Below are 15,392 nucleotides of genomic sequence, written 5' to 3'. Positions count from 1 at the left end.
GGACGAGGAGGAGTCTTGGCTGATCGGGAGAAGGGCGGCTTCTGGGTCGGTGCGGCCGCGGCGTTGTTCTATCCGCTGACCTACATGAGCAAGCGGGACTACCGCGGTGCCGAGCGCATTCCCAGGAAGGGGCCCGCGCTGGTGGTGATGAACCACGTGTCGCACCTCGATCCCGCGGTCGACGCCGTGTTCGTCCACCAGAACAAGCGGGTGCCGCGGTTCCTGGCCAAGGACAGCCTCACGCGCGTGCCGATCTTCGGCCGCATCATGACCGGGGCCGGATCGATCCCCGTCGCCAGGGGAACGAGCTCGGCGGGCGACAGCCTCAGGGCCGCGCACCGGGCACTGCAGGAGGACAAGGTCATCGTGATCTACCCCGAGGGCACGATCACGAAGGACCCGCACTTCTGGCCCAAACGCTCCTACCCGGGCGTGGCCAGGCTCGCGCTGGAGAACGACGTCCCGGTGATCCCGTGCGCGCGGTGGGGGACGCAGGAGGTCTTCAACGGCTACACCAAGAAGTTCCGCCCCTTGCCGCGCAAAACGGTCGTGCACTCGGTCGGCGAGCCCGTGGACCTGAGCGCCTACCGCGGGAAGCCGCAGACGCCGGAACTGCTGCGCGAGGTCACCGAACTGCTGATGGGCGAGGTCACGACGTTGCTGGCCGAGATCCGCGGCGAACAGCCGCCCGCGAAGACCGGTGGCGATGCCTGACATGGCGGAGTCCGCAGCGCAGTCCCCGGCACCGTCCCGTGTCGTGCGTTCGGTCACCGTGCTGGGCGCCGGATCGTGGGGCACGACGTTCGCGAAGATCCTCGCCGACGCGGGCAGAGACGTCACGATGTGGGCCCGCAGGCCCGAGGTGGCCCACGAGATCACCCACGAGCACGTGAACTCGGGATACCTGCCGGGCATCACCCTGCCCGGCAACCTGAGGGCGACCTCCGACGCGGCCGAGGCGCTCGAGGGCGCCGACGCCGTCGTGCTCGCCGTACCCAGCCAGAGCCTGCGCAGCAACCTCGAGCGCTGGCGGGATCTGCTGCCCGCCGACACGATCCTCGTCAGCCTCGCCAAGGGGGTCGAACTCGGCACGCTCAAGCGGATGAGCGAGGTGATCGGCGAGGTCGCGGGCGTGCCCGAGACGTCGGTGGTGGTCGTCGCCGGTCCCAATCTGGCCAAGGAGATTGCGCAGGGACAACCGGCGGCGGGCGTGTTCGCCTGCGGTGACCACGAGCGTGCCGTGGCCGTGCAGGAGGCCGCGTTCACCGGTTACTTCCGTCCGTACACCAACACCGACGTCGTCGGCAGCGAACTCGGCGGTGCCTGCAAGAACGTCATCGCGCTCTCGTGCGGAATGGCGGCGGGACTGGGATTCGGCGCGAACACCGTCGCGACGCTCATCACCCGCGGACTCGCCGAGACCGGGCGCCTCGGGGTGAAACTGGGTGCGGACCCGATGACGTTCGCCGGGCTCGCCGGGGTCGGCGACATGGTGGCGACGTGCGCCTCACCGTTGTCGCGCAACCGCACCTTCGGCGAGCGCATCGGCAAGGGGGAGACGATCGAGCAGGCGCAGCAGGCCGTGGGCGGGCAGGTCGCCGAGGGCGTCATGTCCTGCCGGTCGATTCGCGACCTCGCCCACCGCTGCGGTGTCGACATGCCGATCACCGACGCCATGTACCGGGTGTGCCACGAGGGGCGCGATCCCGCGACCGTCGGCGCCGAGCTGTTGGGCAGGCAGCAGAAGCCCGAACGCATGTGAGTTCGTGAGCTGCGTCTCCCGCACCCGTGTCACAGCGTGGGATTCGCTTGACGCCCTCGCGGGCCGCTGGTTCGCTTGTGGACGTGCTGACGCAGAACGTTTCCGCCGTACGGGGGCCGGTCACCGGCCGCCGCGGTACGTGCTGCGCGCCTTGTTGTCGCTGTCGCCGGTGAATTTTCGCCTTCCCGCCGACTTGCTTCGCCTCCTGCAACACAGCAGGCCCGACAACAAGGATGTCGCACGTTCATGTTCGCCGTTCCCGAGAACACCATCGCCCTGCCCGAGGCCGGTAACCGCCTGGCCACGCACCCGGTGCGGATCGCGCTCGACTACGCCGTCGACCGCGAGCGCTGGCGCACCCTGCTGCGGTACGACCCGGACCGCCGGTTCGCCGCGCTCGTCGATCGCGTCGACGGCGACGAGGTGTGGCTGCTGAGCTGGCTTCCCGGCCAGGGCACCGGGTTGCACGACCACGGCGACGCCGTGGGTGCCTTCACGGTCGTGTCCGGACAGTTGACCGAATCGGTGACCCGCACGGCGCCCTCGGGCCGGGTCGTGACGGAGGTGCACGCGCTCGCGCAGGGACAGTCGCGCGTGTTCGGCCCCGGTTATGCCCACGAGGTTCGGAACGAGGGCCCGGATCCGGCGATCAGCGTGCACGTCTACCGCTCCGCGGGCAGGACCACGCGGCCGGTCCACGTGGACCCGGTCACCGCGCAGGTCACGCCGACCTGACGTCTGCGGCGCGCCGGGCGGCCCGCAGACGGCGAACCGATTCCGGCGTCACGGGTGCGGGGTCCGTTCCGCGATGTGGGGTGGCACCGGCAGGTCGCCGGGCACGTACGAGGCGGGCTTCGGTGGGTCGAAGACCGTACGCACGCCCACCACGCCTGCCCAGACGTCGTCGGTCCCGACGTCCTCCTGCTGCTCGCCGGGCTCGGCGCCGCGCATCTTCACGGACGCCTCGTCCAGGTCGAGGGCCAGCACCGCCACGCCGGCCAGCTCCTTGGCGTTCGGCGTACGCGCGTAGTCCCACGATCCCGGAGCCAGATGCTCGCTGATCACGCGCAGGGCGTGGTCGCGTTCGTCGTCGCCGGTGACCGGCCGAGCGCGTCCGTGGACCACCGCGCAGCGGTAGTTGAAGGTGTGGTTGTTCAGCGAGCGTGCGTAGACGATGCCGTCGACAATCGTGACCGTGACGCAGATGTCGACGCCGCTTCCTGCGGCGCGCACGTTGCCCGAGCCCGTGGAACCGTGGAGGTACAGCGTCTCGCCGTCGCGGCCATACCCGGTCGGAACGCACACCGGCGATCCGTTCGACACGAGGGCGACGTGACACACGAGACCGGCGTCGAGCACCGCGTGCAGATCGGCGCGGTCGGTCGAGGCGCGGTCCTTCTTGCGGGTCAGCGTGCTGCGCGGGGTCGACGACAGTGGCGCCGGAGTGCGCAGACCGGATCCGGCGGCGGGCGGAACGGGTGTGGTGGAGGAACTCGAGGACATGCCGACGACGATGCCCGAGCCAGTGGCATGATGAAACAGCCACAATTGCGCTGAACGGGGAGTCCACTTTGCGACGAACGGGTTCCGGGGGCGACCGTGCCCCGCGGTGAGGTCATGCCGCGCGGCGACACGGCTCTGCCGGTGACGCTCGACCGCGCCTCGGCGGTGCCACTGGCGGTGCAGCTGGCCGACGCGCTGCGGGAATCCGCGTCGTCGGGCCACCTCCGCGGCGGCGACCGCCTGCCGTCGACGCGTGCGCTGGCCGACCGACTGGGCGTGAGCCGAACCGTCACCGCGGCCGCCTACGAGCAGTTGCACGCCGAGGGCTGGATCGTGGGCAAACACGGTTCCGGCACCTACGTCACCACCTCGCCGCCCACCGCGCGCCCGGAACACCGATCCGCCGCGGCCCGCGACGAACTGCCGCCGGGCAGGCTCGCCCTGCTGCCCGGCGTCCCGTGGGCCGAGGGGCTCGACCGGTCGGCGTGGCGGCGGGCCTGGCGGGCGGCGTCGGACACCCCGCCCGCGGTGTACCTGTCGCGCACGGGACTGGCCGAGTACCGCGAGGTGATCGCCGAACACCTGTTGCGTCACCGCGGATTGGATGCCGACACCGAATCGGTGCTCGCGACCGGGGGCACGACCGCCGCCGTCGTCGAGCTCGCCGCGGCGGTCCTGCGGCCCGGCGACCTCGTGGCCGTCGAGGAGCCCGGCTATCAACGTGCGGTGCAGGCGTTCGTGCGTGCCGGCATGCGCGTGGTGGGTGTGCCGATCGACGGCGAAGGGCTGCGGACGGACCTCGTGCCGCCAGGCGCGCGCCTCGTCTACTGCTCGCCCGCGCACCAGTATCCGATGGGCTGCCGGATGAGCGCGTCCCGGCGCGTCGAGCTCACCGAACTGGCGCGCAGGCGGGACATGCTCGTCGTCGAGGACGACTACGACGGCGAACTGCGCTACGACGTCGCGCCGCTGCCGTTGCTCGCCTCGTTGGCGCCCGACGTCGTGGTGCATCTCGGTACGACGAGCAAGATCCTCACCCCGACCCTCGGTGCCGGGTGGATGGTCGCTCCGCCACCCGTGACGCAGGCTGTGCTGGAACACCGGGAGCTCACGGGAACCCGGCCCTCGCCAGCGGGTCAGCACGTGGTCGTCGAACTCGCCAGACACGGCGATCTCGGCAGGCATCTGCGCCGGCTCCGCAGGGAACTGTCGGACCGCAGGACCATCCTCGTGGAGGCGTTCGCGCGCGCGGGCGTGCGCGTGCTGGGGGACGACGCGGGCGCGCACCTCGTCGTGCCGTTGGCCACGGCCGAGGGGGAGCGGGAGACGATCGCGGCGGGCAAGCGCAGCGGAGTGTTGCTGGACGGGCTCGCCCGGCACTTTGCGAGCACTCCGACCGCGCACGGTGTATTGGTCGGCTACGCCGGGTGTTCACGCACGGAACTGGCCGAATGCGTGCCGACGCTCGTCGAGTTGTCCCGTAACGGACCCCGGTAGGGTGGCCGCCTATGAGTAGCCGCAAGACGCGCGTGGCCGTGGTGTTCGGCGGCCGCAGCAGCGAACACACGATCTCCTGCGTGTCCGCAGGCTGCGTGCTGGCGAACCTCGACCCGGAACGGTTCGAGGTCGTCCCGGTCGGCATCACCCCGCAGGGGGGTTGGGTGCTCGGGACCGACGACCCGAAGGCCTTGGAGATCCGTGGCCGCGAGCTGCCGTCCGTCGACGAGGGGCAGGCGCTGGTGCTGGCCGGCGACCCGACGAGCAAGAGTGTCGTGAGCATCGAGCCCGGCCGCGAGGCCGAGGTCCTGTCCGAGGTGGACGTCGTGTTTCCCGTGCTGCACGGCGCTTTCGGCGAGGACGGCACCATCCAGGGGCTGCTGGAGATGGCCGACATCCCCTACGTCGGTGCGGGGGTGCTGGCCAGCGCCGCGGCCATGGACAAGGAGTTCACCAAGAAGCTGCTGGTGGCCGAGGAGCTGCCGGTCGGGCCCTACGCGACGGTCCGTCGTGGACAGTCGACGCTGTCCGGGGCCGACCGGGAGCGGCTCGCGCTGCCCGCGTTCGTCAAGCCGGCCAGGGCGGGGTCGTCGGTCGGCATCACGCGTGTCACCGACTGGTCGCAGCTCGACGACGCGATCGCACTCGCACGGGAGACCGACCCGAAGGTACTCGTCGAGGCGGGTATCTCCGGCCGCGAGGTCGAGTGCGGTGTCCTGGAGTTCCCCGACGGCCGCGTCGAGGCGTCGCTGCCCGCGGAGATCCGCGTGCTGTCCGACGACTCCGACGCCTGGTACGACTTCGAGACCAAGTACCTCGGCGAGGACGCCGAACTCGACATCCCGGCCAAGCTCGACGACGCGGTGATCGAGCGGATCAGGGCGTGCGCGGTCGAGGCGTTCCGGGCGCTGGACTGTCAGGGCCTGGCCCGCGTCGACTTCTTCGTCACCGACGCCGGCGAGCTCGTCATCAACGAGGTCAACACGATGCCGGGATTCACCACCACGTCGGCCTACCCGAAGATGTGGGCGGTGACGGGGGTGGACTACCCGACCCTGCTGTCGACGCTCGTCGACACGGCGATCGCCCGCGGCACCGGCCTGCGCTGAGCAACCACCTGCGGCACGGCTGAGCAGGCGACGTCAGAACGAGAGCGGGACCTGCTTCAAGTGCTCGTCGGCCAGGTCGGAGACCAGTTGGAGCGGCCCCGTTCCCGTGCCCTCGGGAACCGTGAGGGCCAGGTAGACGGGCCGGTCGACGACGTACCAGGTGGACGTCCCGTCCCCGGGCACCTGCAGCCACTGCACGCCGTTGATCTGCCGCAGTGCCGACGTGCGGGACAGTTCGGGCGGACGTTCGAGTCCGCACCGGAGCACCACGGGCCGGTCGTCAGGGCCCCACGCCGCGGTCGCCTCCGGTTTCGGCTCGGCGAGTTCGCGGCGTTCGAGGCGCTGTCCGGAGGAGGTCAGCGTGCCGGGAACCGCGTCGAGCACGGTCCGGCACTCGTCGCTGCCTGCCTCGGGCGCGGGGATCGACACCAGCGGCAGCGGCCCGGTGGCGTCCGGCTGCCCGTGCTGGGCGGTGCTCTCACCGGAGTCGCGACCGAACAGGCCGATCGCGCCGACGGCCACGGCCAGTGCGACGGCCAGGACCGCCGCCGTGATCAACAGCGTCCGTGGCGGTGCGCCCGTGTCGGTCATCGGTGCGTTCGGATCGGTGGTGGGCGCGGCGCTCACCGGGCCAGGTGCACCACCGGGCACGTGAGCGTGCGGGTGATGCCGTCGACGTTCTGGACGTTGGCGACCACGAGCTGGCCGAGGTCGTCGACGTTGTCGGCTTCGGCACGCACGATGACGTCGTACGGCCCGGTGACGTCCTCGGAACTGGCGACCCCGGGCAGCCCGGCGATCTCGGCAGCCACCGACGCCGCCTTGCCGACCTCGGTCTGGATGAGGATGTATGCGTGCACCACGGCGCGTCCCTTCGTCCGAATGAGCCCCAGCGGCCTCAAGATAGGTAACGTCGCTGCAACGTACCGCAGGCGGGGCACCGGAGGTGTTGTGTGGAGGGACGGGACACAGACAGAGCCGGGGTCGGCGGCACGGTCGCCGACGTCGGTGAGTTCGGGTTGATCCGGGAGGTCACGGGCAGGCAGCAGGTGCCGAAGGGCACGGTCGTCGGCCCCGGTGACGACGCCGCCGTCGTGGAGGCGCCCGACGGCCGAGTGGTGATCACCACCGACGTGCTGGTGCAGGGCGTGCATTTCCGGCTCGACTGGTCCAGTCCCGAACAGGTCGGGCACAAGGCGGCGGCGGTGAATCTGGCCGACGTGGCCGCGATGGGGGCGAGGCCGACGTCACTCGTCGTCGGATTCGCCTGTCCCGCCGACACCGACGCCGCCGTGGCGACCGCGGTTTCGGACGGCATGTCCGCCGAGGCCGCGCGGGCAGGCGCGGGCATCGTCGGCGGCGACGTGGTGCAAGCCGACCAGCTGGTGATCAGCGTGACGGCGATCGGTGACCTGGGTGGCCGCGAACCGGTGACCCGGTCGGGCGCGCGGCCCGGCCACATCGTCGCCGTGTGCGGCAGGCTCGGCTGGGCCGCGGCCGGACTGGCCGTGCTCGGCAGGGGTTTCCGTTCCCCGGTCGGGGTCGTGAACGCCCAGCGCGCGCCCGAACCGCCCTACGAGGCCGGGCTCGTCGCCGCCGACGCGGGCGCCACGTCGATGATCGACGTCTCCGACGGACTGCTCGCCGATCTGCAGCACCTCGCCGAATCCTCCGACGTCGGCATCGACATCGCGTCGGAGTCGCTGGAGGTGGACCGCAAACTCGTCGACGTCGCCGGCGCGCTCGGCGCCGATCCGATGCACTGGGTCCTCACGGGTGGGGAGGATCACGCGCTGGTGGCGACGTTCCCCTCGTTCACCGATCTCCCGCAGGGCTGGCGGCAGATCGGCACCGTACTCATGCCCGACACCGGCGTGACCGTCGACGGAAAGCCCTACGACGGCGAAACCGGCTGGGAACACTGGCGCTGAATCGGGTTACATGGATGGGTGGACATTCGCACCCTGCCTTTCGATCACCCGGACTCGGCCAAGCTCATCGATCTCGTGCAGCAGGAGTACGTCACGCGCTACGGCGACCCCGACGTGACGCCCGTCGACCCGGCGGAGTTCGCCGCACCACAGGGGATCTTCCTCGTCGGCTACCGCGACGAGGTGCCGGTCGCCTGCGGCGGATGGCGATCCCACGACGAGGACGACGGATCGCTGCGGGCGGGCGATGCCGAGATCAAGCGCATGTTCGTCGTCGACGGTGAACGCGGCAAGGGTTACGCCCGCACCATGCTCGCGGCGCTCGAACGGACGGCGTCCGACGCCGGATGCCACCGCATCGTGCTGGAGACCGGGCTCAAGCAGCCGGAGGCGATCGCGTTGTACCGTTCGTCGGGCTATCACGAGATCGACAAGTTCGGCGTGTACGCCCAGGACGAACTCAGCGTCTGCATGGCGAAGGAACTGGAGTAACCGCGGATGGCGATCTACGCGCTCGGCGACCTCGAACCGGACATCCACCCCGACGCGTGGGTTCACCCCGACGCGACGGTGATCGGGGACGTGCGGCTCGGGCCCGAGGCGTCGATCTGGCCGCAGACCGTGCTGCGCGCCGACAACGACTACATCGAGGTCGGCGCGCGCTCCAACATCCAGGACGGCTGCATCGTGCACGTCGCGAAGGGCCAGCCGACCGTCCTCGGGCCCGGCTCGGCGATCGGCCACAACGTCCACGTGGAAGGGGCGACGATCGGGACGGGCTGTCTGATCGCGTCCGGCTCCGTGGTGCTCAACGGCACGGTCGTCGAGGACGGCGGCGTCGTCGGTGCCGGCGCGGTGGTCTCCTATCGCGGACACGTGCCCTCCGGGCACATCGCGCTGGGGGTGCCTGCGAAGACGCGGGAGAACACCTCGCTCGGCGCGGACGCGATCAGCCGGATCGTCGACGGCTACGTGCAGCGGGCGAAGCGGTTCCGGGCGGAACTGCGCAGGATCGACTGACCGTGAGCGCCGACTCTCCGGCGCGCTAGAGTCCGGGCCGTGACTTCCACGGGTACTTCCGGACGAGCACTGACCGACGTCGTCGAAGCAGGCTGGGCGCAGGCTCTCGAACCCGTCGCGGACCGGATCGGCGCCATGGGCGAGTTCCTGCGCGCCGAGATCGGCGCGGGTCGGACGTATCTGCCCGCGGGCGAGCACATCCTGCGGGCGTTCCAGCAGCCGTTCGCGGACGTGCGCGTGTTGATCGTGGGCCAGGACCCGTATCCGACACCGGGACACCCGATCGGCCTGTGCTTCGCCGTGGCGCCCGACGTGCGCCCGCTGCCGAAGAGCCTGATCAACATCTACAAGGAGTACTGCGAGGACCTCGGGCATCCGATGCCGTCCAACGGGGACCTGACGCCGTGGACCCGGCAGGGCGTGCTGCTGTTGAACAGGGCGCTCACGGTGCAGCCGGGGAAGCCGAACTCGCATCAGGGCAAGGGCTGGGAGGAGATCACCGAGCAGGCGATCCGTGCGCTGGCCGCGCGGGAGGAGCCGTTGGTGGCGATCCTGTGGGGCAGCAACGCGCGCAAACTCAAGCCGCTGATCGGGGCCGAGCGGTGCATCGAGTCGGTGCACCCGAGCCCGCTGTCGGCCCACAACGGATTCTTCGGCTCGCGCCCGTTCAGCCGTGCCAACGAACTCCTCCAGGCGCAGGGCTCCGCGCCGATCGACTGGCGTCTCCCATAACGCCCGTGTCGCGTTCTCGGGGGCGCGTGTTGCGGATCCAGGGGCGCGTGTTGCGTTCTCGGGGGCCCGTGTTGCGGGCTCGGGAGCCCGTGTTGTGGGTTCAGGAGCGCGTGTTGCGCTCGGGCGTGGCCAGGTGACCGCTCGCCGTGAGTCGGGCTCAGTCGGTGCCGGCAGCGCGGCGTCGGTGGGCGGCGACCTTGTGCCGGTTGAGACAGGTCGTCGAACAGAACCGGCGACGGCCCGCGGGGGAGGAGTCGGCGTAGACGTCGGCGCAGTCGGCACCTCCACACGTACCGAGCCGGTCCGGGCCGTGTCGTAGGAGCCAGGCCAGCACGGCCGTCGCGAGGGCGGTGAGCAGGACGTCGGCGGGGTGGTCCACGGTCCATCGCAGCCCGTCGGCCGCGGCGACCGGCGTCGGCCGCAGGGACCGCAAGAGCTCGTTGAGGCGTTCCCGGGTGGATCCGCTCGCGGCGAACAGTGGGTGGATCGCGTTGGCGGCCTCGACGAGACCGTCGATACCGGGCAGTGGCGCGGTCCAGACCAGCAACTCGGCGGCGTCGGGGTAGCGGGTGTGCTGCTCGCCGGCGGCCTCGCGAGCCGCGTCGGAGAACTCGTTCACGAACTCGACCACGTCGCGCATCTCGAGCACGGGTACATCCGGCATCGGCTCAGGCTAACCGGATCCGCGGGTTCATGTGGTTACGCGACCTGTGTAACCTCATGAAGCATGTTTTCCGGTTACATCGATGTCGGCGTGCTGCCCGCGTTCCTGGGGGCCGTCGTGGTGCTGATGGTCGTGCCGGGACCGGACATGGCGTTCATGGTTGCCACCGGGCTGCGTGACGGCCGGCGCGCAGCGGCGCAGGCGGCGTTCGGCATCACCGCGGGCGTGAGCGTGTACGTCGTGTTGACCGCGCTCGGCCTCGGTGCGCTGCTCGCCGCGATGCCGCAGGTGGGTGACATGATCCGGCTGTGTGGAGCCGCGTACCTTGTCTACCTGGCCTGGGCGACGTGGCGTTCCGCGGGCGCGCCGGTCGCGGTCGAATCGGCGCCGCAGCCGCGGGCATTCCGGCGCGGATTCCTCGTGAATGTGTCGAATCCGAAGATTCTGCTGTTCTTCACCGCGTTCCTGCCGCAGTTTCTGGGCGACGCTGCAGGGAACCCGGCGCTGCAGCTGCTCGTGCTCGGCCTGCTCCTGCAGGCGATCGGCCTGGTCGTGGACCTCGTCACGGGTCAGTTGGCCGGTGCGGTCCGTGAGCGGGTGCTGGGGCGGCCACGGGTGCGCTCGCTGTTCGAACGGCTCGCCGCGACCGTCTATGGAGCGTTGGCCGCCGCGCTGTTAGCCGACTCCCTGCGCTGACGACGCCGACGGAACGCGCAACACGGGCCCCGGAATCCGCAACACGCGCCCCTGGATCCGCAACACGGGCTCCTGAGTCCGCAACACGCGGGTCGAGTTGCGCACAGCACGGAGCCCCGGGGATCAGCTGATCCCCGGGGCTCCGAGAGTTTGAGGTTCTGAGGCGTCAGCCCCGAACGACCTTGCCGGCCTTCAGGCAGGAGGTGCACACGTTCATACGCTTCCTCTGGGAAAGCCCGAGCTTCGCGTGCACGGTCTGGATGTTCGGGTTCCACCGGCGGTTGGTCTTCCGGTGAGAGTGCGAGACCGACTTGCCGAAGCCCGGCCCCTTGCCACAGACGTCGCACACGGCAGCCACGTCGAACACTCCTCGAGAAAGTAGGTAAACACAATCCGCCCGGGAATGCCGGGCATCTCGACCAGGGTAGCCGGTGCGTTCCGCGCGCTTCTATCCGGGTCGATACGCTCGGCTCGATCCGACGACTTCCCGGCTGGAGGGTACGCGGTGCAGCACTTGGACGCGGCGGCCGTGCGCGCGTGGGCGGGCGCGTGCGTCGGCAGTCTCCAGCAGCTGCGCGCCGACATCGACGGCATCAACGTCTACCCGGTCGCCGACTCCGACACCGGGTCGAACCTGCTCCACACGTTCACCGCCGCCCACGTCGCGCTCACGGAGCGTCCCGAGGTCGCCACCGCCGGCGCGGCGCTGCGTGTGCTGGCGAGCGGGGCCGTCGCGGCGGCGAGGGGCAACTCGGGCGTCATCCTGTCGCAGTTCCTCCGTGGGCTGGGTGAGTCGGCGGGGGACGCCGCACGGCTGGACGGTGCCGGCCTGGCCGCTGCGCTCCGCCGCGCCGACGAGCTCGCCACCGGTGCCGTCGCCAGGCCGGTCGCCGGAACGATGCTGAGTGTCCTGCACGCGGTCGGCACGGCCGTGGGGCGGGAGGCGGCCACGTTGGCCGAGATCACCCGCACGGCGGCGCGCACCGCGGCCGAGGCGCTGGACGAGACGCCGCGGCAGCTGGCGGCGCTGGCTGCCGCCGGGGTGGTCGACGCGGGTGGCCGGGGGCTCGTGGCGGTGCTCGACGCGCTCGAGGCGGTCGTGACCGGCGGAGGTGCGACCCCGGAACGGGCGGTCACCGCACCACCCGCCGCACCCGCGCCGCAGGCGTGGGAGGTGATGTACCTGCTGTCGGACCTGCGCCACGGTGAGCAGGACGCGGCGCTGGACCGGCTGCGCAGGGATCTGGCCGCACTGGGCGACAGCGTCACGGTCGCCGGGGACGGGCAGGGCAATCACGCCGTGCACGTCCACTGCGACGACATCGGGGCCGCCCTGGAGGCCGGGTTGCGGCACGGCAGGCCACACCGGGTGCGCGTGGAGCCGTTGATGACGCCCGCCCCACCCGAGAGCACGGCGGCCGAACGCGCCGTGGTGGTCGTACTGCGTGGAGACGGCGTCGTCGAGCTCGTCGCGAACGAGGGCGTGCCCGTGCTGGCCGCCGAGGACGAGTCGGCCGAACCCACGGGGCCGACGTTGGAGCAGCTCATCGGACTCGTCGGGGAGACGGCAGCCGGCCACGTCACGGTCGTGCCGGGCGACGTCGACCTGACGACCGTGGCCGAACGCGCCGCGAACCATCCCGTGCTCGCCGACCGGGACGTCGTGGTGGTGCCGTGCGCCTCGCCGGTGCAGGCACTCGCCGCGTTGGCCGTCCACGACCCGGAACGCAGGGCGAGTGCCGACGTCGTGGCGATGGCGGAGGCTGCGGCGGCGACACGGCGCGGCGACATCGTGGTCGCGGCCGAGGAGGCGATCACGTGGGTCGGCCACGTGCATGCCGGCGACGTGCTCGGACTGGTCGACGGCGAGGTGGTGCGCATCGGTGAGCCGGGTCGCGTGGCCGAGACGGCACTGGAGGTGCTGGAGCGCATGCTCGCGGTCGGCGGTGAACTCGTCACGGTGCTCACCGGAGCCGGTGCGCCAGAGGGGATCGGCGACGTCCTGGCCGACCGTCTGCGTGCCGAGCATCCGGAGGTCGAACTGGTGTGCTACTACGGTGGGCAGGCGGATGCGGTGCTGCTGATGGGCGTGGAGTGACGCCGGTACCGGACGGCCCCGAGGAGGGTAGGCGAGTGGCATGACGGGTATGGGGGACAAGCTCTCGGCGGTGCTGGGGGCCAAGACGGCGAAGGCCCTCGACACGTCGTTGAACCTGCGCACCGTCGCCGAGTTGCTGCGGCACTACCCGCGCCGGTATCAGCGCCGCGGTGAGTTGACCGACATCGGCGGGCTCGAGATCGGTGAGCACGTCACGGTGATGGCGAAGATCGAACGGACCGAGAAACGGCCCATGCGCCAACGCAAGGGGCAGATCCTCACGGTCCACCTCACCGACGGCAAGCGGCGGCTCACCTGCGCGTTCTTCGGCAATCAGGCGTGGCGTGAGCGGGAACTGCGTGCGGGCAGGACGGGATTGTTCGCGGGCAAGGTGTCGGCCTTCCGCAACGACCTCCAGCTGTCCAATCCGGAGTACGAGCTGTTCGAGGAGGACGACAGCACGTCCACGATGGACAGTTTCCTCAACCGCATCATTCCGGTATATCCGGCCGCGGCGGGGGTCGGATCGTGGATGATCGCCCGCTCGGTGCGGCAGGTGCTGGACACCCTCGATCCGGTGGAGGATCCGGTTCCGGAGGTGCTGTGCGCCGAACTCGGTCTGGCCGATCTGGACACCGCGCTCAGGCATGTGCACCGGCCGGAGAGCTGGGACCAGCTCGCGGCCGCGAAGGAACGACTCAAGTGGGACGAGGCGCTGTCCATCCAGCTGATCTTCGCCCAGCGCAGGCGCAGTGAGATCAGCGAACCCGCGCGGGCGTGTCCCCGCGTCGAAGGCGGCATCGCGGCGGCGTTCGACGAACGCCTGCCGTTCCAGCTCACCGAGGGGCAGCGCGAGGTCGGCGAGACCATCGCCGAGGACCTCGCGTCCGAGCATCCGATGAACCGCCTGTTGCAGGGTGAGGTCGGCAGCGGCAAGACGATCGTGGCGCTGCGGGCGATGTTGCAGGTCGTGGACGCGGGCAGACAGGCCGCGATGCTGGCGCCCACCGAGGTCCTGGCGGCTCAGCACGCGCGTTCGCTGCGGGAACTGCTGGGCGATCTGGGCACCGCGGGCGAGCTCGGCGCGGCGGAACACGCGACGAAGGTCACGCTCCTGACCGGCTCGATGGGCGCGAAGGAACGCAAACAGGCCTTGCTGGAGGCGGCCAGCGGCGAGGCGGGCATCGTCGTCGGCACCCACGCCCTGATCCAGGACCACGTGACGTTCGCCGACCTCGCGCTGGCCGTCGTCGACGAGCAGCACCGGTTCGGTGTGGAGCAGCGGGACGCGCTGCGCACGAGGGGTGTCGAGGGCACCAGTCCGCACGTGCTGGTGATGACCGCGACGCCGATCCCGCGCACCGTCGCCATGACCGTCTACGGCGATCTGGAGACCTCGTCGCTGCGGCAGCTCCCTGAGGGACGTTCGCCGATTTCCACCACGGTCGTGCCGGTCGCGGAGAAACCTGCGTGGCTGGACCGGGCCTGGCAGCGGATCATCGAGGAGGTCGGCAAGGGCAGGCAGGCGTACGTGGTGTGCCCGCGGATCGGCGACGAACCGCCCGCCGACACCGGTGGCCGCCGCCCGCCGCTGGCCGTGCTCGACCTCGCTCCGATGCTGGAGGAGGGGCCGCTGCACGGGTTGCGGGTCGGCGTTCTGCACGGCAAACAGCCCGCGGACGAGAAGGACGGCGTCATGCGGGCGTTCGCGGCCGGCGAGGTGGACGTGCTGGTCGCCACGACGGTCGTCGAGGTCGGGGTCAACGTGCCGAACGCGACGACGATGGTGATCATGGACGCCGAGCGGTTCGGGGTCAGCCAACTGCACCAGTTGCGCGGCCGGGTGGGCCGCGGGTCGGCGCCGGGGTTGTGCCTGTTGGTGAGCGAGGTGCCGGAGGGCACGACGACGCGCCAGCGGCTCGACGCGGTCGCCTCGACGCTCGACGGGTTCGAACTGTCGAAGCTCGACCTGGAACTGCGCAGGGAGGGCGACATCCTCGGTTCGGCGCAGTCGGGCACGAAGTCGGCGCTGAAGATGCTGTCGTTGCTGGACGACGAGGACGTGATCGCGCGGGCCCGCAGCGTTGCGCAGCGGGTGGTCGACGACGACCCGGACCTGGTGCACAGTCCCGGGCTGGCGCGCATGGTGGCCGACGTGATCGACGCGGAGCGCGCCGAATTCCTCGAGAAGACCTGACCCGTGGTGAGGAGCTCCCAAGGGCCCCATAGTCGCGTTCAACGCGACGAATGTTCCCTTCGCTCCACAGCGCGCACCGGCAGGCGCAGGGTGGTGGGTGAGGGGAAGAATGGTCGCGTTCAACGCAACCAAGGGGCCCTCGGGGGCATGAACCGGCCAGCGGGTGTTCCGGAATGTGGGCAG

The 15,392-nt window shown here is 70.8% G+C and carries 17 protein-coding genes; 12 read left to right on the top strand and 5 right to left on the bottom strand.

Annotated features, from left to right (window positions below; genetic code table 11):
• Positions 1-15: 15 nt before the first annotated feature.
• The 3 genes from IF64_RS0107515 to IF64_RS0107505 all read left to right on the top strand — a co-directional run bounded on the left by IF64_RS0107515 (position 16) and on the right by IF64_RS0107505 (position 2,497).
• A complete protein-coding gene (locus IF64_RS0107515) occupies positions 16-714 on the top strand; it encodes a lysophospholipid acyltransferase family protein (protein WP_030531299.1) in 699 nt (232 codons plus the stop codon).
• Position 715: 1 nt separating this feature from the next.
• Positions 716-1,762, top strand: coding sequence for an NAD(P)H-dependent glycerol-3-phosphate dehydrogenase (locus tag IF64_RS0107510; RefSeq protein ID WP_051757547.1), 1,047 nt, complete (start codon positions 716-718; stop codon positions 1,760-1,762).
• A 246-nt stretch (positions 1,763-2,008) separates the two neighbouring features.
• Positions 2,009-2,497, top strand: coding sequence for a cysteine dioxygenase (locus IF64_RS0107505; protein ID WP_030531297.1), 489 nt, complete (start codon positions 2,009-2,011; stop codon positions 2,495-2,497).
• Between the two features lie 48 nt (positions 2,498-2,545).
• On the opposite strand, the gene IF64_RS0107500 is transcribed toward IF64_RS0107505, so the two are convergent.
• Positions 2,546-3,265: a pyridoxamine 5'-phosphate oxidase family protein gene (locus IF64_RS0107500; protein ID WP_084705715.1), complete on the bottom strand. Its 720-nt coding sequence runs from the start codon at positions 3,263-3,265 to the stop codon at positions 2,546-2,548.
• 114 nt (positions 3,266-3,379) lie between these two features.
• Between IF64_RS0107500 and pdxR the strand changes: the two genes are divergently transcribed.
• On the top strand, positions 3,380-4,762 hold the full coding sequence (gene pdxR, locus IF64_RS0107495; protein WP_030531295.1) for a MocR-like pyridoxine biosynthesis transcription factor PdxR: 1,383 nt from the start codon (positions 3,380-3,382) through the stop codon (positions 4,760-4,762).
• Positions 4,763-4,773: 11 nt separating this feature from the next.
• On the top strand, positions 4,774-5,871 hold the full coding sequence (locus IF64_RS0107490; protein WP_030531294.1) for a D-alanine--D-alanine ligase family protein: 1,098 nt from the start codon (positions 4,774-4,776) through the stop codon (positions 5,869-5,871).
• A 33-nt stretch (positions 5,872-5,904) separates the two neighbouring features.
• On the opposite strand, the gene IF64_RS0107485 is transcribed toward IF64_RS0107490, so the two are convergent.
• Both IF64_RS0107485 and IF64_RS0107480 read right to left on the bottom strand, forming a co-directional pair.
• Positions 5,905-6,462, bottom strand: coding sequence for a DUF3515 domain-containing protein (locus IF64_RS0107485; protein WP_030531293.1), 558 nt, complete (start codon positions 6,460-6,462; stop codon positions 5,905-5,907).
• Positions 6,463-6,494: 32 nt separating this feature from the next.
• Complete coding sequence (locus tag IF64_RS0107480; protein ID WP_030531292.1) at positions 6,495-6,734, bottom strand: Lrp/AsnC ligand binding domain-containing protein; 240 nt, start codon at positions 6,732-6,734, stop codon at positions 6,495-6,497.
• A 90-nt stretch (positions 6,735-6,824) separates the two neighbouring features.
• On the opposite strand from IF64_RS0107480, the gene IF64_RS0107475 reads away from it, so the two are divergent.
• The 4 genes from IF64_RS0107475 to IF64_RS0107460 all read left to right on the top strand — a co-directional run bounded on the left by IF64_RS0107475 (position 6,825) and on the right by IF64_RS0107460 (position 9,554).
• Entirely contained in the window at positions 6,825-7,802 is a 978-nt protein-coding gene (locus IF64_RS0107475; protein ID WP_030531291.1) for a thiamine-phosphate kinase, read from the top strand.
• Between the two features lie 18 nt (positions 7,803-7,820).
• Positions 7,821-8,294 (top strand): GNAT family N-acetyltransferase, encoded by a 474-nt coding sequence (locus IF64_RS0107470; RefSeq protein WP_030531290.1) that lies wholly within the window; start codon positions 7,821-7,823, stop codon positions 8,292-8,294.
• A 6-nt stretch (positions 8,295-8,300) separates the two neighbouring features.
• The gene (locus IF64_RS0107465; protein ID WP_030531289.1) at positions 8,301-8,822 is read left to right on the top strand and encodes a gamma carbonic anhydrase family protein; all 522 of its coding nucleotides are present in this window, start codon (positions 8,301-8,303) and stop codon (positions 8,820-8,822) included.
• A gap of 69 nt (positions 8,823-8,891) precedes the next feature.
• Positions 8,892-9,554 carry a uracil-DNA glycosylase gene (locus IF64_RS0107460; protein WP_030531288.1) on the top strand — a complete coding sequence of 221 codons (663 nt, stop codon included), beginning with the start codon at positions 8,892-8,894 and terminating at the stop codon, positions 9,552-9,554.
• A gap of 157 nt (positions 9,555-9,711) precedes the next feature.
• Here IF64_RS0107460 and IF64_RS25955 read toward each other — a convergent pair whose 3' ends face one another.
• Complete coding sequence (locus tag IF64_RS25955) at positions 9,712-10,218, bottom strand: CGNR zinc finger domain-containing protein (protein WP_145600648.1); 507 nt, start codon at positions 10,216-10,218, stop codon at positions 9,712-9,714.
• A gap of 63 nt (positions 10,219-10,281) precedes the next feature.
• Between IF64_RS25955 and IF64_RS0107450 the strand changes: the two genes are divergently transcribed.
• A complete protein-coding gene (locus tag IF64_RS0107450; RefSeq protein ID WP_030531286.1) occupies positions 10,282-10,914 on the top strand; it encodes a LysE family translocator in 633 nt (210 codons plus the stop codon).
• A gap of 166 nt (positions 10,915-11,080) precedes the next feature.
• Here the strand turns inward: IF64_RS0107450 and rpmB are convergent, their stop codons facing one another.
• Entirely contained in the window at positions 11,081-11,272 is a 192-nt protein-coding gene (gene rpmB / locus IF64_RS0107445) for a 50S ribosomal protein L28 (protein WP_030531285.1), read from the bottom strand.
• Positions 11,273-11,419: 147 nt separating this feature from the next.
• Between rpmB and IF64_RS0107440 the strand changes: the two genes are divergently transcribed.
• Together IF64_RS0107440 and recG are read left to right on the top strand one after the other, a co-directional pair.
• Positions 11,420-13,012, top strand: a complete 1,593-nt coding sequence (locus IF64_RS0107440; RefSeq protein WP_030531284.1) for a DAK2 domain-containing protein — start codon at positions 11,420-11,422, stop codon at positions 13,010-13,012.
• Positions 13,013-13,052: 40 nt separating this feature from the next.
• Complete coding sequence (recG, locus tag IF64_RS0107435) at positions 13,053-15,209, top strand: ATP-dependent DNA helicase RecG (RefSeq protein WP_030531283.1); 2,157 nt, start codon at positions 13,053-13,055, stop codon at positions 15,207-15,209.
• Positions 15,210-15,392 lie beyond the last annotated feature (183 nt).

It is taken from the genome of Prauserella rugosa (assembly GCF_000719975.1).
GTDB classification, from domain to species: Bacteria; Actinomycetota; Actinomycetes; order Mycobacteriales; family Pseudonocardiaceae; genus Prauserella; species Prauserella rugosa.
Note: the sequence above shows the minus strand (reverse complement) of the source record. Positions and strands in the feature narration are given on the sequence as shown.

Bases quoted from the DNA above. Each gene is read 5' to 3' on its own strand.
- IF64_RS0107510 (WP_051757547.1), top strand. From the start codon at position 716: ATGGCGGAGTCCGCAGCGCAGTCCCCGGCACCGTCCCGTGTCGTGCGT.
- IF64_RS0107505 (WP_030531297.1), top strand. From the start codon at position 2,009: ATGTTCGCCGTTCCCGAGAACACCATCGCCCTGCCCGAGGCCGGTAAC.
- IF64_RS0107500 (WP_084705715.1), bottom strand. From the start codon at position 3,265: ATGTCCTCGAGTTCCTCCACCACACCCGTTCCGCCCGCCGCCGGATCC.
- pdxR (WP_030531295.1), top strand. From the start codon at position 3,380: ATGCCGCGCGGCGACACGGCTCTGCCGGTGACGCTCGACCGCGCCTCG.
- IF64_RS0107490 (WP_030531294.1), top strand. From the start codon at position 4,774: ATGAGTAGCCGCAAGACGCGCGTGGCCGTGGTGTTCGGCGGCCGCAGC.
- IF64_RS0107485 (WP_030531293.1), bottom strand. From the start codon at position 6,462: ATGACCGACACGGGCGCACCGCCACGGACGCTGTTGATCACGGCGGCG.
- IF64_RS0107465 (WP_030531289.1), top strand. From the start codon at position 8,301: ATGGCGATCTACGCGCTCGGCGACCTCGAACCGGACATCCACCCCGAC.
- IF64_RS25955 (WP_145600648.1), bottom strand. From the start codon at position 10,218: ATGCCGGATGTACCCGTGCTCGAGATGCGCGACGTGGTCGAGTTCGTG.
- IF64_RS0107450 (WP_030531286.1), top strand. From the start codon at position 10,282: ATGTTTTCCGGTTACATCGATGTCGGCGTGCTGCCCGCGTTCCTGGGG.
- recG (WP_030531283.1), top strand. From the start codon at position 13,053: ATGACGGGTATGGGGGACAAGCTCTCGGCGGTGCTGGGGGCCAAGACG.